Here is a 15,329-nt window from a genome sequence, read left to right as displayed (position 1 = left end):
AGGTATGAGCCCAGACGAGAAGCGACAGCGACTCTTAGAGGAGATCGTCGTGGTCGACCTGACGACGTTCGTCACCGGCGGCTTCGCCACGATGATGTTAGCGAATCAGGGGGCGGAAGTGATCAAGGTCGAGCGGCCGGGCGTCGGCGACGACAGCCGGTACTCGGGGCCGCCGTTCGTCGACGTCGAGGGGTACGAGGGCCCCGGGAAGCCGGCGTCCGACGAGGGGGAGTCGCCGTACTTCTGGACGGTGAACTACGGTAAGCAGAGCATCGAACTGAACCTGAAGACGGAAGAGGGGCTGACCGCGCTGTACGACGTCGTCTCCGAGGCGGACGTCGTCGTCGAGAACTTCCGGCCGGGCACCGCCGAGCGCCTCGGCGTCGACTACGAGACGCTCCGGGATCACAACGACGACCTGATCTACTGTTCGATCTCGGCGTTCGGCGAGACGGGCCCGTGGAGCGACCGGCCGGGGTACGACCTGCTCGTGCAGGGGATGAGCGGCACGATGAGCGTCACGGGCTACCCCGACGCGCCGCCGGCGAAGGTCGGGCTCCCCCAGACGGACCTCATCACCGCGATGTGGTCGGCGTTCGGGATCGTCACCTCGCTGTACAACCGCGAGCGGACCGGCGAGGGCGAGCGCGTCGAGCTCGGGATGCTCGACGCGGCGCTCCCGTGGCTCACGAAGCAGGCGGGCAAGAGCTTCGTCGGCGAGGAGACGTCGCGGATGGGGACGAAGGACCCGGTGCTCGCCCCGTACCAGATGTACCCGACGGCCGACGGCCACCTCAACGTCGCCTGCGGGAACCAGAAGCTCTGGGAGGAGTTCTGCGACGCGATCGGGCGCGAGAACCTCTCGTCGGACGAGCGCTTCGCCACGAACTCGGCGCGGGTGAACAACATGGACGCGCTCGAGGCGGAGCTCTCGGAGGTCCTGCGAACCAAGACGACCGACGAGTGGGTCGACCTGCTGGCCGACGAGCGCGGGCTCCCCGTGGGCCCGGTGTTCGACGTCGACGAGGCGCTGGACAACGAACAGGTGCGCGCCCGCGGCGTCGTCAGTTCCATCGACCACCCCGCCGCGGGGGAGATCCCGGTCATCGAACACCCGCTCAACTACGACCGGGCCGACTCCGGGTTCGAGAAGGCGCCGCCGCTGCTGGGCGAGGACACGGTGCGCGTGTTGAAAGCGGCCGGCTACGACGACGCCCGCATCGACGAGCTGATCGAGGCCGGCGCGATCCCCGAGCCCTGATCAGCGGCCCGTATCGAGGACGACCTTCCCGAGCGTCCCCGAGGATCTCAGTTCGGCCAGCGCCTCCGGCACCGCGTCGAGCCCGAAGGCCGAATCGATCGCCGCGGTGAACGTCCCGTCGGCGAGCCCCTCGCCGACGCGTTCGAGGATCGCCGCCTGATCGCCCGCCGAGGCCACGATCGACATGAACCGGAGGTCGGCGTCCGCCTGCTTCGCCGCCATCGACGTCCCGCCGTCGACGGTGATCGGCCCGTTCTCTCCGATGACGACGATCCGGCCGCCGCGCGTCAGGCAGGCCAGGTTCGCCGCGAGGTGCGCGTCCGCCTGCGGCTCGAACACCACGTCGACCTCGCGGCCGTCGGCCGCCGCCGCGATATCGTCTGCGAGCGACTCGCTCCGGTAGTCGACGACCGCGTCGGCGCCGAGTTCTCGCGCGAACGCCGCGGGTTCGCCCTCGCGGGCGGTGCCGACGACGGTCGCGCCCGCCGCCGCGGCGACCTGCACCGCCGCGTGACCCACGCCGCCGGACGCGCCGTGGACCAGCGCGACGTCGCCCAGACGGAGGTCGCCGCGGGTCACGAGCGCGCGCCACGCGGTCGCGAACGCCATCGCGGCCGCCGCCCCCTCCCGGAACGAAACCGACTCCGGGAGCGGCGCGAGTTGGTCGACCGGCGCCGCGGTGTACTCCGCGTACGTCCCGGGCGAGAACAGGCCGAGCCCGGTCGCGAACACGCGGTCGCCCGACTCGACCGCGGTCACGCCCTCGCCGACGGCTTCGACGACGCCGGCGAGGTCGGAGCCCCCGACGTGCGGGAGCCCGGACGGCGGGCTCACGTTCCCTTCCCGGACGTACGTGTCGATCGGGTTCACGCTCGCCGCCTCGATCCGCACGAGGGCCTCCCCCGGACCCGGCTCGGGGCGGTCGACGGTCTCCAGGGTCAGTACGCTCTCGTCTCCGTGTTCGTGGAATCTGACGGCACGCATACGGGTCGTACGACGAACGGACGTATAGTGTTGTGCCCCCGGCGCCCGCGGCGAACGTTTCGTCTCCCCGCCGAGCGCTTATGTGCTCGCCGCCCCGAGGGAGCGCATGCACGTCACCGGGCTCGATCACGCGGTGTTGACCGTCGCCGACGTCGACCGCGCCGTCGACTTCTACGCGGATACCCTCGGCGGCACGGCCGAGACGTTCGACGGCGGTCGGCGGGCCGTCTCGTTCGGCGACCAGAAGATCAACTTCCACCCGGCCGACGACGTGTACTCGCCCCACGCCGAGCGGCCGACGCCGGGCAGCGGGGACCTCTGTCTCGTCGTCGACGACCCCATCGAGGTGCTCCGCCGGGACCTCCGCGACCGCGGCGTCGAGATCGTCCACGGCCCCGTCGAAAAGGTCGGCGCACGAGGGCGAACGGAGTCGGTGTACGTTCGCGACCCCGACGGCAACCTGGTCGAGCTGGCGCGGTACGACGAGTAGCCGACCGCTCAGGCCGGGCGAGTATCGCGGCGACTCACTCCGCGGCGGCGATGCGGACGCCCCACAGCGGCCCGTCCTCAGTGACCCGAAGCTCTCGGTCGCCGACCAGGCGCACCTCGTCCCCGATCGAGAGCTCCTCGTCGAGCTGGGCGACGACGTTCGCGCCGCCGGGGAACGCGGCGAGTCCGAGCGCGTTCGGCTCGCGGACCCCCTCCGGCGTGACGTGCACGGTGGTCACGGAGAGCAGCTCGCCGTTCCCGGCCGGAACGGCGTCGAACTCCGCCCCGCCGCACTCCAGGCAGCGGTGTTTCTCGTAGTAGGTCCGGTGCCCGCAGTCGCGACACTCGAGCAGGTCGGTCACGCGTCGCCCTCCAGCAGCGTGCAGACGGCGTTGTTTCCGAACCCGGCGACGTTGACGGCGAGCCCGCGGGCGGCGCCGTCGACCGCCCGCTCGTCGGGCAGGTCGCCGCGGAGCTGCCACACGAGCTCGATCACCTGCGAGATCCCCGTCGCGCCGAGCGGGTGCCCGCGGGCCTTCAGCCCGCCGCCGGGGTTGACGGGGAGCGCCCCGTCGAGGTCCGTCTCCCCGTCGCGAGTGAGTTCCCACGCGCGCCCTGCCGGGGCGAGCCCGAGCTCCTCCATCTCCAGCCACTCGAGGATCGTGAACGCGTCGTGGATGCACGCGATGTCGACCGCGTCCGCCCCGAAACCGGCCGCGTCGTACGCGCGCTCGCCGGCCGTCCGCACGCTCTCGATCTCCAGCGGGTCCGCCCGGTCGGCGACCGCGTGCGTCCCGGTGGCGCTCTCGCAGGCGGCGACCCTGACCGCGTCGTCGCTCTCCGCCGGACCGGACTCGATCAGGACCGCCGCGGCCCCGTCGCTGGTCGGACAGCAGTCGTAGAGGCGCAGCGGCTCGGCGACCGCCGGCGACGCCAGCACGTCGTCGACGGCGATCCGCTTGCGGAACTGGGCGTACTCGTTCGAACTCGCGTTGGCGTGGTTCTTCACGGCGACCCGCGCCAGGTCGCGCCGGTCCGCGTCGGAGCCGCGCAGGTAGGCGGCCGCCGCCAGCCCGCCGAAGGACGGCAGCGTGACCCCCTGTTCGTACTCGCGGTCGTGTGTGATCCGGCTGATGATCTCCGTGGCCGTCGCCGTGTCCGCGGCGGACATCTTCTCGCCGCCGACGGCCAGCGCTCGGTCGCTCCGACCGCTCGCGACCGCCGCGACCGCGCTCTGAAACGCGCTGGCGCCGCTCGCGCTGGTGTTCTCGATCCGCCGGGCGGTGACGCCGGTCATCCCGAGGCCGCCGACGAGCGCGTTCGCCAGCCCGGACCGCTCGTTGAACGCCTCGGCGGCCATGTTCCCGACGTGGACCGAGTCCACGCCGGCGGGGTCGCGGTCGGCGTCGTCGAGCGCGCGCTCCGCCGCGACGAGGAGGAGTTCGAGGAGCGACCGATCGTCGGCGTTCGCGAACGCCGTCATGCCGGCGCCGGTGATCGCCGGGGAGTCGCCGCGGACCGGTGATGCGTCTACTGCCCGCGCTTCTCGCTTCTGGGCGGTCATCGTACGTTCGAACTCAGACGCTAGACCGGTTTATAGGTACGGTTCGCGCCACTCGTTGCACGCGCCTCGCGGCCGCCGCGAACGACCCCGTCGACGGCGGAGAGTGCTCGTCAGTGGTCGAACCGGGGAAGCCGTCTTCAAAATGGAACCGAGAACTGCGACGCGAACTGCGTCGGTCGGCGGACGTCCGTCGACGCCGACCGAGTGTCGAAGCGATCCGCCGTGCCGGGGCGACCGGCGGCGCGCTACCGGCGGTTGCTCACCGCCTCCTTGATGTACGGTCCGACGAACGGCCCGACCAGCACCACGATGATCAGGATGGAGATGCTCAGCGTGAGCGGTCGGCTCGGCGACACGAAGATGCCGTACCCGCCGCCCGATAGCTGAAGCGCCCGGAAGAAGTTCTCCTCGGCTATCGGCCCCAAAACGATCCCGAGGACGAACGCTATCACCGAGTACTTGTACTTCACCATGTAGTAGCCCAGGATGCCGAGCGCCAGCACGCCGAAGGCGTCGAACCAGTTCCGCCTGAGGCTGAACGCGCCGATGAACGAGAGGACGATCACCATCGGAATGATGACGTCCGTGTCGATCTTGGTGATCGCGCTCGCGTACGGGATGACCGAGTAGCCGACGGCCAGGATGATGAAGTTGCCGAGGAACACCGAGACGAACAGCGCGTACGTGATGTGCAGCTGATCGCCGAACAGCCCCGGACCGGGCTGGAGCCCGTGCATCAGGATGCCGCCGAGGAACACCGCCGTCGAACCGCTCCCCGGGATCCCGAAGGACAGCGTCGGGACCAGCGACCCGCTGACGGTCGGGTTGTTCGCCCCCTCCGGGGCGATGATCCCGCGCGGGTCACCGTCGCCGAAGATCCCGTCGGCGGCCGAGGAGCGCGCCTCCTCGGCGTACGCGACGAACGTCGATGTCGTCGCACCGGAGCCGGGGACGGCGCCGATCAGCATGCCGATCACGCCCGCTTTGAACAGCGCTTTCGGGTAGTTGAACACCGTCTTGATCCCGTCGGTGATGCTGCCCGTGATGCCGACCGCGTCCTCCGCGATCGACGTCTGCACGGCGAGTTTCATCATCTCCGCGAACGCGAACATCCCGATCAGGGCGGCGACGAAGTTGAGCCCGTCGTACAGCGCGAGCTGTCCGAACGCGTAGCGCGGCGTCGGCGCCATGATGGCGACGCCCATCGTCGAGATCATGAAGCCGAACGCGCCCGCCACGAGCCCCTTCACGATCGACCCGTCCGCGACGATCGTGATGAGCGAGATCCCCAGGATCGCGAGCAGGAAGTACTCCACCGATCCGAACAGGAGGACGACCTCGATGAGGACCGGCGAGATCGCGATCAACAGGATCGCGGCGACGAACCCGTTAAATGCGGAGGCCGTCGTCGCGATCGCGAGCGCGTTCTTCGCGAGCCCCTTCTTCGCCATCGGGTAGCCGTCGAGCGTCGTCGCGGCCGCCGACTCCGTCCCGGGAGCGTTCAACAGGATCGCGGCGATACTCCCCCCGAACATCGCGCCGCTGTAGATGGAGATCAGGAGGATGAGCGCGGGCGTCGGATCGAGCGGGACGGTGAGCGGGAGGACGATCGCCATACCGACCGGCGAGCCGATCCCCGGCAGCGCACCCAGAACGATCCCGGCGAGCAGTCCGGCGGCCATCCAGCCGATGACCGGCCAGCTGACCGCGATCTGTATCCCCTCGACGAGGCTTGCGACCGCCATCTAGAGACCCCCCGTGAAGACCAACGCTCCCTGGTCGAACGGCATGAGCAGGAAGACGATGAATCCGTACACGATGACCGTCGCGAGCCCGGCGAGCAGGGCGCTCTTGATCACGTTCACTCTGAACCACGTCATGTACGCGAAGACGAACAGCGGCGTCACGTAGAGGAAGCCGATCGCCCACCCGAGCGCGAAGTAGACGCTCGAGAAGACGATCATGATCACCGTGTTGTTGATGTCGAAGCCCCACTTCTGGTGCAGCGGGGGACCCTTCACCTCGACGTCGTCGGCATCGTCGTCGTCGTCGGTGTCGATGTACTTCTCATCGATGTCGGTGTCTTCGACGTCCGTGGAGTCCTCGTCCTCCTGGGCGTCCTCGACGGCGCCGACTCCTTCCGTGCGGTCCTCTTCGAAGCTCTCCGTCATACTCACTTCCTCGGCGACGATCTTCTGGAGCGGTCCCGGGAGGTAGCTCTGTATGAGGAGGAGGAACGAACCGATCCCGACGACCTGTGCCATCAGCTGCGGGAAGATCGCCGCGTTCTCCGGGTAATCCTTGAGTATCGGGTCGACGTAGAACACTATCGACAGCCCGAGAAGCGTTACGAGTAGTACGTGTTCTGCTGTGATTCCTTCAAGTCGTTGTGAGTAATTGACCATGACAGTGTTAACTGATCCGCCGGACTCCAAGTATAAATAAATTAAGTACGACGCGCGACGCGTCGCAACCGGCTCAGGGCTGGTTCTCGTTGACGAGGTCGAGGATTTCGAGTTCCTCGTACTGCGCGAAGGCGTCCTCGAAGTTCTGCTCGGCGACCTCCGGTCCTTCCCACACGACCGGGTTCCCCGTCTCCTCGCTCCACGACTGCACGGCCTCGTGCTCGGTGGTCGCTTCCAGCGTCTCGGCGTAGAAGTCGACGATCTCCTGATCCATCTCCGGCGGGCCGTACATGCCACGCCAGACGCCGCCGACGAAGTCGATCTCGGGGTAGCCGAGGTCGGTGACCGAATCGATGTCCGGGTAGACTCCGGTACCGGGCCCGAAGAATGTCACCACGGGGTAGATCCGACCGGTGTTGACGACGGACTGGGTCCCGGCGTCGGTCCCGATACCACAGGGAACCTCGCCGCTGGCGACCGCCTGCGCCACCGGGCCCGTCCCGGTGTACTGCACGCGGTTCTGCCAGTTCCAGCCGACCTCATCTTCGTACGCGTACTTGTACAGCAGAACGATGATGTCCTGCGAGCTCCCGGACGACTGGACGCCGATGTTCTCCCACTCGCCGCTCTCGTACTTCGCGAGGACGTCGTCGAACGTCTCGACCTCGCCCTCGTACTCCTCGTTGACGACGAGACACCACGTCGACTGCCCGACCACGCCGAGTCCCGTGAGGTCGCGGATGTCGAAGTCCGGCTCGTTGAGCAGCTGCGGCGCGACCTCGAGCGGGCCCGCGTTGCCCGCGATAGTCTGTCCGTCGGGCTCCGAGCGGTACAGCTCGCCGAGACCGTTCAGGCCGCCGGCGCCGGGAATGTTGTCGATCTGCAGCGATTCGCCCAGCTCCTCCTGGAAGCCCTCCTGGATACCGCGGGCGTACGTGTCGGTTCCGCCGCCCTCGTCGTACGGGACGATGTACCGGACGGTTCCGTCGGGGGACCATCCGTCGCCGCCGTCGCCGCCGTCGCCGCCGTCGCCGCCGTCGCCGCCGTCGCTTCCGTCACTGCCGTCGCTTCCGTCACTGCCATCGCCGCCGTCGCCGCCGTCGCCGCCGTCGCCGCCGTTGCCGGAACAGCCGGCGAGCGAAATGGCGGAGGTTGCGCCGATCGCCTGCAGGAAGCGTCGCCGCTTCGTGTTTGACGTCGATTCGACCGAGTCGGTTGGTGTTTCTTCAGTCATCTTGTCACGTTGGTCGGCTTAGCTGGTTTTTTCTCGCCCGGATCTGCTTTCGGGGTAGGCTTTCGCCGTATCCATGCATGCCATTCGATGGCATTATCATAAATGTTTCTATCAAAATCTCCGTTATTCGCCGTCGCTCCGGGATCCACCGGAGACGATCTTTCCGGTCGACCGGCGGAAGCCCGCTCGGTCGCGTCGCGTTCGTCGGTACGCCGCGTTCGCCGGTAGTGCCGCGGTCCCGTGTCGCGAGCCTGCCCGTCGGAGGAACATTTTATATTCCGGGGCTGAATACGGTCCCTATGGTAATCGTTGCAGCCGTCGATCGGTCGGAGAGAGCGCCGAGCATCGTCGAAGAAGCGAACGAGCTCGGCGAGGCGTTCGACGAACCCGTCCACGTCGTCCACGTGTTGACCCGCTCGGAGTTCGTCGGACTCGAACGAACCAGCGTGAGCGACACCGGAAAGTCGATTCCGACAGACGACATCCGAGAACTCGCCGAGGACTTCGCACAGGAGGCGATCGACGAGTCGGGCGTCGACGACGCGACCCCGGTGGGACTTCTCGGCGAACCGGACGACGAGATAATCAACTACGGCGAGTCCAACGACGCCCGGTACCTCGTCATCGCCGGTCGGAAGCGGTCGCCGGTCGGGAAGGCGCTGTTCGGGAGCACCGTTCAGTCCCTGATGCTCAACTCCGACGTCCCGGTCGTCTCGCTCCGAACCGACTGATCAGAGCCGATCTTCGATCGCCGCGACGACCTCTCCGGTCGACGCCGACCCTCCGAGGTCCGGCGTCGACGGAGCGTCGTCGTCGGCGAGCACCTCTCGAACCGCACTCCAGAGAGCGTCGGAAACGGCGGTCTCGTCGAGGTCCTCGAACAGCATCGCGGCCGAGAGCACGGTGGCCATCGGGTTCGCGACGCCCTGCCCGACGATGTCGGGGGCGCTCCCGTGAACGGGCTCGAACATCGACGGGTACTCGGCGTCGACGTTGATGTTCCCGGACGGCGCGAGCCCCATGCTGCCGCTGACGATGGCGCCGATGTCCGTGAGGATGTCGCCGAACAGGTTCGACGCGACCAACACGTCGAACTCCTCCGGCCTGCGGACGAGGTCCATGCTCCCGGCGTCGATGAGCAGCGACTCGACCTCGACGTCGGGGTAGTCGGTCGCGACGTCCTCGACGACGTCGTCCCAGAACGTCATGCTGAACGCTTGGGCGTTGGACTTCGTGATGCTCGTCAGATGCCCCTCGCGCTCCGTCGCCGCCTCGAACGCCGCCCGCACGATCGTCTCCGTCCCCTCGCGCGTGTGGACCGCGCTCTGGATCGCCACCTCGTGGTCGAACCCCTCGTGGACCCGACCGCCGGCGTCCGAGTACTCTCCCTCCGTGTTCTCCCGGTACACGACGAAGTCGATGTCGCCGGCCTCGTACCCGCGGAGCGGGCTCTCGACGCCGTCGAAGAGGATCGACGGGCGCTTGCACACCTGCTGGTTGAACCCCTTCCGGATCGGCAGCAGGAGCCCGTGCAGCGTGATGTGGTCCGGGACGTCCGGATGGCCGACCGCGCCGAGGAGGATCGAGTCCGCGTCGACGATCTGATCGAGCGCGTCGTCGGGCATCATCTCCCCGGTCTCGAGGTACCGTTCGGTCCCCCAATCGTACTCCGTGAACTCGACGTCGACGCCGTGGCGGGACGCCGCCTCGTGAAGGAGCGGGAGCGTTTCGTCGACGACCTCCGGACCGATACCGTCGCCTGGTATCGTCGCTATCTCGTACGACATAGTTCCGGAATTCGCTCACACAAGCTAAACTCTTTGGACTGTGACACCCCTTGCCCGTCCGGTGCGCGGGGCGATCATCCCCCGCGTCTGACGGGACTCGTCGCCCGTGATCGCTCCACTCGCGATCCCCGCGATTACCCCACTCACAATACTTTTCACTCCCCGATGGGAGTGTGATTCATGGTAAGCGAGACAGCCTACGAGAGTATCTCGCTCGACGTCACCGACGGAGTGGCGACGATCGAGTTCCACAGGCCCGAGGTGTACAACGCGCTCAACGACACGGTCATGCTGGACCTGCTCCGGGCGTTCGACGAGATCCAGCTCGACCGGTCCATCGACGTGGTCGTGATCACGGGCGAGGGCGACGACGCGTTCTCCGCGGGCGCCGACATCTCGCAGTACGCGGGCTCCGCCGAGGAGCACGACCCGCGACAGAAGGACCGCCAGGAGCTGTTCTACGAGATGTACCGCAAGCCGTTCGACTGCCACGCGCCCGTCATCGCGAAGGTCAACGGCTACTGCGTGGGCGGCGGCCTCATCTTCGCGATGTACTGCGACATGCGGATCGCGGTCGACGACGCGAAGTTCGGCGTCCCCGTGACCGACATCGGCCAGATCCCGACCGGGAACTCCACGTGGCGCGCGATCGAGCTCGTCGGCGAGGCGAAAGCGAAGGAGCTCGTCTACACGGCCGGGATGATCGAGGCGGACGAGGCGGAGCGGATCGGCCTCGTCAACCACGCCGTTCCGCGCGAGGAGCTCGACGAGACGGTCGGCGACATCGTCGAGGCGATCCAGAGCACGGGACGGAGCGCGGTGAAGAACTCCAAGCGCGCGTTCAACCACGCGGTCGACGCGCAGAGCGCCGAGGAGAACCGCGAGTTCGAGTCCGAGGTCTGGTGGGAGCAGTTCGCGACGGACGAACGGGAACGGCTCGTCGACGAGTTCAACGACGCATGACCGGGGGACCGCTCGCCGACCTCACCGTCGTGGAGATGACCGGTCACCGCGCGGGCCCGTTCTGCGGCGCGCTCCTCGCCGACATGGGCGCCGACGTCGTGAAGATCGAACGGCCCGGCGTCGGCGACCCCGCCCGCAGTCAGGGCGTCGGCCCCGACGGCAAGTCCGGTTACTTCATGGCGAACAACCGGAACAAGCGCTCCGTCACGCTCGATCTCAAGTCCGACGCCGGCACCGAGGCGGCGCTGTCGCTGCTGGAGGAGGCCGACGTGTTCATCGAGAACTTCGGCTACGGCGTCACGGACAAGCTCGGCGTCGGCCACGACGCCGCCAAGGAACGGAACCCGGAGATCGTCTACGCCAGCATCAAGGGGTACGGCGAGACCGGGCCGCGGAAGAAGCAGGCCGGCCTCGACCTCATCCTGCAGGCGGAGGGCGGGATCATGAGCGTCACCGGGCCGGAGGGCGGCGAGCCGGTCAAGGTCGGGCAGGCGATCGGCGACCTCACGACCGGCATGTTCACCGCGATCGGGATCCTCGCCCGCCTCTACGAGCGGGGGAACGCGGGCGGCGGAGATACAGAAGACGGCTTCAACGGCAAGTTCGACGTCGGTCTCTTCGACTCCATCGTGACGCTGATGAACGAGTACCTCACGTCGTACTCGATGGACGGGTCGGTTCCGGGGCCGCAGGGCACCTCCCACCAGACGCTCGTCCCGTACCAGCGGTTCGAGACCGCCGACGGCGCCCTCGTCACGGGCGTCCCGAGCGACGACCGGTGGGACGACTTCGTCGAGCTGGTCGGCCGCGACGAGCTGGCGGAGTACCCGACGAACGACGACCGGTTCGAGCACGCCGACACCGTTGTCGGGATTATCGAGGAGGAGTTCGAGACGGAGTCCACGGAGTACTGGCTCGATCGCCTCATCGACTACGGCTTCCCCTGCGGCCCGATAAACGACGTCGAGGACGTCGTCAACTACGACCAGACGCGGGCGCGCGACCTCGTCGTCGAGCACGACGACCCCGACTGGGGCGAGTGTCTGCTCCCAGGCCACCCGATCAACTTCCCCGACCACGATGACATCATCCGGTCGCCCGCGCCCCGGCTCGGTGAGCACACGGAGTCCGTGTTCGCCGACGTCGCCGGCGACCAGACGACGCTCGACGAGTGGCGGGAGGGCGGCGCGTTCGGCGACTGATACGGAATGTCGGTTTCTCGTCGTTTTTGTTTATAAACAGTCGACCGCGGATCAGTGGTGAATGCCTCCAAAGTCCCAGCCCCTCGACTGTACGCGATCGACGACGCTGCGGTGAACACCGCTAAAGCCCCAGCCGCGAGGACTCGCGCGGCTTGCTGCGCTCCTCGCTCAGTCGCTGACGCTCCTTCGCTGTGGTGCTTACTGCGCCGTGCTTCGCCCTCGCGGCTGCCCCTTTGAGTCCCGCCCGACCGCACCGCAACCGCACCTCACGCCTCCCCAGCCTCGCCGCTCGCTACGCTCGCGGCGTCCCTCGCGCGTGCTCCTCGCGGCCTACCGGCCGCTCGGAGGCACGCGCCACCGCCTCGTTTATTTATAAATAGCGTCGCCGTCGCTCGTCCCTATTTAAACAGCGAACGCCGCCGCGAGCCGAGGCGCCCTACGCCAGCGCGTCGGCGATCTTCTCGATCGGATGCGGCGGCTTCTCGTCGTACTCGTCGCCGATCTGCGTCCGGCAGGAGGCGCCGGGAGCGACGACCGCGTCGCCGTCGCTGTCGTCGATCCGGTCGAACAGCATCGATCCGATGGCCTGGCTCATCGAGTAGTGCTCCGACTCGTAGCCGAAGGTCCCGGCCATCCCGCAGCAGGAGGTGTCGAGCGGGTCGACCCGGAACCCGGTCCGCCGGAGGACGCCGACCGCGTGGTGGTCCTTCTTGACGGACTTCTGGTGGCAGTGGCCGTGGTAGGTGAGCCGCTCCGCGCCGCCGTCGACGTCGAGCGCCTCGTCGAGTCGGTGCGTGTCGAGGTACTCCAACACGCCGTAGGCGTTCCCGGCCACGCGGGTCGCGTCGTCGGACGACAGCAGGTCGAGGTAGTCGGACTGGAGCATGACGGCGTCGGACGGCTCGACCACGACGACGTCGCGCCCGTCGTCGACGTGCGGCGCCAGCGCCGCGACGTTGGACTCGGCCGTCTCGCGGGCCTTCCCGAGCAGTCCCTTCGAGTGCGCGGGGCGACCGCTGTCGGTGATCTCGTCGGCGACCGTCACGTGGACGCCCGCCGCCTCGAGCACCCGGACCGCCGCCTTGCCGGCCTTCGGGTTGTTGTAGTTCGTGACCGTGTCGGGCACCAGCACGACGCGCCGGTCCGCGGTCGACTCGTCCACCGTCGACCCGCCGCGGTCCGCCCACCAGTCGACGAACGTCTCGCGGTGGAACGTCGGGAGCGAGCGTTCCCGGGCGATCCCGAGCGTCTTCTCCATGACGACGCGCGCGCCGGGGACCTTGGTCCCGAGGTTCGAGAGCGGCGCCGTCGCGCTCCCGAGCTTCGAGAGCGCGTCGACGTTCGCGAACAGCTTCGACCGGAGGTCGGCCCCGTGCTCCTCGTGGTGGGCGTGCTCGACCTCCACCTTCATCTTCGCCATGTCCACCTCGCTTGGGCAGTCGATCGAACAGCCCTTACAGCCGACACAGAGGTCGAGCACCTCGCGCATGAACTCCGTGTCGAACTGCTCGCCCTCGGGGAGGTCCCCGCTCATCGCCTGCCGGAGGAGGTTCGCGCGACCACGCGTGCTGGTGATCTCCTCCTGCGAGGCGCGGTACGTCGGGCACATCACGCCGCCCGCCCCGTCCTGACTGGTGCGACAGCCGCCGCAGCCGTGACAGAGCTCGGCCATCCCCTGGAACCCGTTCTCGTTCTCCCACTCTAAGGCCGGCTCGAAGCCGGCGTCGAACTCGTACTCCTCCCCGAACCGGAGGTTCTCGCTCATGTCGTGGTCGCCGCAGACGCTCCCGGGGTTGAGCAGCCAGTCGGGGTCGAACGCGGTCTTCAGGTCCTGGAAGACGTTCCAGAGGCGGTCGCCGTACAGCTTCCGGTTCCACTGGGTCCGAGCGCGCCCGTCCCCGTGCTCGCCCGACACCGACCCGCCGTACTTCACCGCCAGATCCGTGGCGGCGTCGGAGATGGACACCATCGTCTCGGTCCCCTCGGCGGTCTTCGTGTTGATGAGCGGCCGGACGTGCATGCAGCCGGGACCGGCGTGCGCGTAGAAGCTCCCGAACGTGTCGTGGTCCTCGAAGATCTGCTTGAACTCCTTGGTGTACTCCGGCAGGTGCTCCGGCGGGATCGCGAGGTCCTCGATGAACGCGATGTGCTTCTCGTCGCCCGTCCGCGACAGCAGGATCGGCGTCGACGCCTTTCGCATCTTCCAGAACTTCTTCTGCGTCTCCTCGTCGTACGCCGCCATCCCGTCGAACGCCAGGTCGCCGACCCGGTCCTCGAGGAGGTCGTCGACCTGCCGCTTGGCCGTCTCCTCGTCGTCGGCGTAGAACTCGATCAGCAGGAACGAGTCGGTCTCGTCGGGCAACAGGCCGATGACGTCCTTGAACTCCTCGAGGTCGCGCGCCAGGTCGACGAGGACGCCGTCGAGCACCTCGACCGCCGCCGCGTCGTGTTCGAGGATCGGGCCGACGTCCTCCATCGCGTCGAGCAGGTCGTGGTACGTGAGCAGCGCGACTCCCTTCGTCTCGGGGATCGGTTCGAGGCTCACCTCCGCCTCGGTGACGATCGCGAGGGTCCCCTCGCTCCCGACCAGCAGGCGCGCGAGGTTGACGGTCCCCGCCTCCGCCTCCTCGATCAGCACGTCGAGGTTGTACCCCGACACGTTCCGCTTGAGGTCGGGGTACCGCTCGTCGACCTCGTCGGCCTCCTCGTCGATGACCCGGACGACCTCCGCGTAGATCCGTTCGAGGAGCTCCCCGCCGGGGTCGGCCGCCTCGCGCAGCTCCGATACCTCGATCTCGCCGAACGTCTCGACGCTCCCGTCGGACAGCACCGCCTCCACCTCCTCGACGTAGGCGTCGGTCTTCCCGTACTTCAGGGAGTGCGCCCCGGTCGTGTTGTTCCCGATGGCGCCGCCGAGCGCGCTCCGGTCCGCGGTCGACGGGTCGGGCGCGAACTTCAGGCCGTGCGGTTCGAGGGTGCGGTTGAGCTCGCCGAGCGTGATCCCGGTCCGAGCCCGGACCCGCGCGTTCTCCGGGTCGACGTCGACGACGTCGGTCATGTACCGCGTGAAGTCCAAGACGATCGCCTCGTTCACCGACTGGCCGGCGAGGCTCGTGCCGCCGCCGCGCGGGAGCGCCGGGATCTCCTCCGCGGCGCAGTACTCCATCACGGCGGCGACGTCCGCGGTCGAGGTCGGGTAGACGACCCCGATCGGCGTCACCTCGTACGCGCTGGCGTCGGTCGCGTACATCTGCTTGGAGTACTCGTCGAAGCGGACGTCGCCGTCGACGAGCGCGTCGAGGTCGGTCACGAGCGCCGAGTCGTGTTCCGCGTCGCTCTGGTAATCGTAGTTCGCCCGGGGGTCGGCGGACGGATCGGCTACTGTGTTTTTAGATCCCATCGGTCAGTTGAGTGCATTCGGCGTGGCGTGCTCATGAATG

The 15,329-nt window shown here is 68.1% G+C and carries 13 protein-coding genes; 5 read left to right on the top strand and 8 right to left on the bottom strand.

Annotated features, from left to right (window positions below):
- The first annotated feature begins 4 nt into the window (after positions 1 to 4).
- Positions 5 to 1,261, top strand: a complete 1,257-nt coding sequence (locus tag FGM06_RS02735) for a CaiB/BaiF CoA transferase family protein (protein ID WP_144797305.1) — start codon at positions 5 to 7, stop codon at positions 1,259 to 1,261.
- Here FGM06_RS02735 and FGM06_RS02730 read toward each other — a convergent pair whose 3' ends face one another.
- Positions 1,262 to 2,245, bottom strand: a complete 984-nt coding sequence (locus tag FGM06_RS02730) for an NADPH:quinone reductase (protein WP_144797303.1) — start codon at positions 2,243 to 2,245, stop codon at positions 1,262 to 1,264.
- Between the two features lie 106 nt (positions 2,246 to 2,351).
- Between FGM06_RS02730 and FGM06_RS02725 the strand changes: the two genes are divergently transcribed.
- The gene (locus tag FGM06_RS02725) at positions 2,352 to 2,735 is read left to right on the top strand and encodes a VOC family protein (protein WP_144797301.1); all 384 of its coding nucleotides are present in this window, start codon (positions 2,352 to 2,354) and stop codon (positions 2,733 to 2,735) included.
- Between the two features lie 34 nt (positions 2,736 to 2,769).
- Here FGM06_RS02725 and FGM06_RS02720 read toward each other — a convergent pair whose 3' ends face one another.
- From FGM06_RS02720 to FGM06_RS02700, 5 genes are all read right to left on the bottom strand, one after another.
- Positions 2,770 to 3,096, bottom strand: coding sequence for a Zn-ribbon domain-containing OB-fold protein (locus FGM06_RS02720; RefSeq protein ID WP_144797299.1), 327 nt, complete (start codon positions 3,094 to 3,096; stop codon positions 2,770 to 2,772).
- Positions 3,093 to 4,298: a thiolase family protein gene (locus tag FGM06_RS02715; RefSeq protein ID WP_277752396.1), complete on the bottom strand. Its 1,206-nt coding sequence runs from the start codon at positions 4,296 to 4,298 to the stop codon at positions 3,093 to 3,095. Before FGM06_RS02715 ends, FGM06_RS02720 begins: the two co-directional genes overlap by 4 nt.
- A 245-nt stretch (positions 4,299 to 4,543) precedes the next feature.
- Positions 4,544 to 6,043, bottom strand: a complete 1,500-nt coding sequence (locus tag FGM06_RS02710) for a tripartite tricarboxylate transporter permease (protein ID WP_144797297.1) — start codon at positions 6,041 to 6,043, stop codon at positions 4,544 to 4,546.
- Positions 6,044 to 6,625, bottom strand: a complete 582-nt coding sequence (locus FGM06_RS02705) for a tripartite tricarboxylate transporter TctB family protein (protein ID WP_186310951.1) — start codon at positions 6,623 to 6,625, stop codon at positions 6,044 to 6,046.
- 151 nt (positions 6,626 to 6,776) lie between these two features.
- Positions 6,777 to 7,937 carry a Bug family tripartite tricarboxylate transporter substrate binding protein gene (locus FGM06_RS02700; protein ID WP_144797293.1) on the bottom strand — a complete coding sequence of 387 codons (1,161 nt, stop codon included), beginning with the start codon at positions 7,935 to 7,937 and terminating at the stop codon, positions 6,777 to 6,779.
- A 299-nt stretch (positions 7,938 to 8,236) separates the two neighbouring features.
- Between FGM06_RS02700 and FGM06_RS02695 the strand changes: the two genes are divergently transcribed.
- Positions 8,237 to 8,668 (top strand): universal stress protein, encoded by a 432-nt coding sequence (locus FGM06_RS02695; protein ID WP_144797292.1) that lies wholly within the window; start codon positions 8,237 to 8,239, stop codon positions 8,666 to 8,668.
- Here FGM06_RS02695 and FGM06_RS02690 read toward each other — a convergent pair whose 3' ends face one another.
- On the bottom strand, positions 8,669 to 9,724 hold the full coding sequence (locus FGM06_RS02690; protein WP_144797290.1) for an isocitrate/isopropylmalate dehydrogenase family protein: 1,056 nt from the start codon (positions 9,722 to 9,724) through the stop codon (positions 8,669 to 8,671).
- Between the two features lie 180 nt (positions 9,725 to 9,904).
- Between FGM06_RS02690 and FGM06_RS02685 the strand changes: the two genes are divergently transcribed.
- Both FGM06_RS02685 and FGM06_RS02680 read left to right on the top strand, forming a co-directional pair.
- Positions 9,905 to 10,687 carry an enoyl-CoA hydratase/isomerase family protein gene (locus FGM06_RS02685; protein WP_144797287.1) on the top strand — a complete coding sequence of 261 codons (783 nt, stop codon included), beginning with the start codon at positions 9,905 to 9,907 and terminating at the stop codon, positions 10,685 to 10,687.
- Positions 10,684 to 11,889 (top strand): CaiB/BaiF CoA transferase family protein, encoded by a 1,206-nt coding sequence (locus FGM06_RS02680; protein WP_144797284.1) that lies wholly within the window; start codon positions 10,684 to 10,686, stop codon positions 11,887 to 11,889. The genes FGM06_RS02685 and FGM06_RS02680 overlap by 4 nt, the downstream gene beginning before the upstream one ends.
- A gap of 436 nt (positions 11,890 to 12,325) precedes the next feature.
- On the opposite strand, the gene FGM06_RS02675 is transcribed toward FGM06_RS02680, so the two are convergent.
- The gene (locus FGM06_RS02675; protein ID WP_144797282.1) at positions 12,326 to 15,289 is read right to left on the bottom strand and encodes an FAD-binding and (Fe-S)-binding domain-containing protein; all 2,964 of its coding nucleotides are present in this window, start codon (positions 15,287 to 15,289) and stop codon (positions 12,326 to 12,328) included.
- Positions 15,290 to 15,329: the final 40 nt, after the last annotated feature.

Source organism: Halorubrum depositum (assembly GCF_007671725.1).
Lineage (GTDB): Archaea > Halobacteriota > Halobacteria > Halobacteriales > Haloferacaceae > Halorubrum > Halorubrum depositum.
This window is presented reverse-complemented; position numbering and strand designations above follow the sequence as displayed.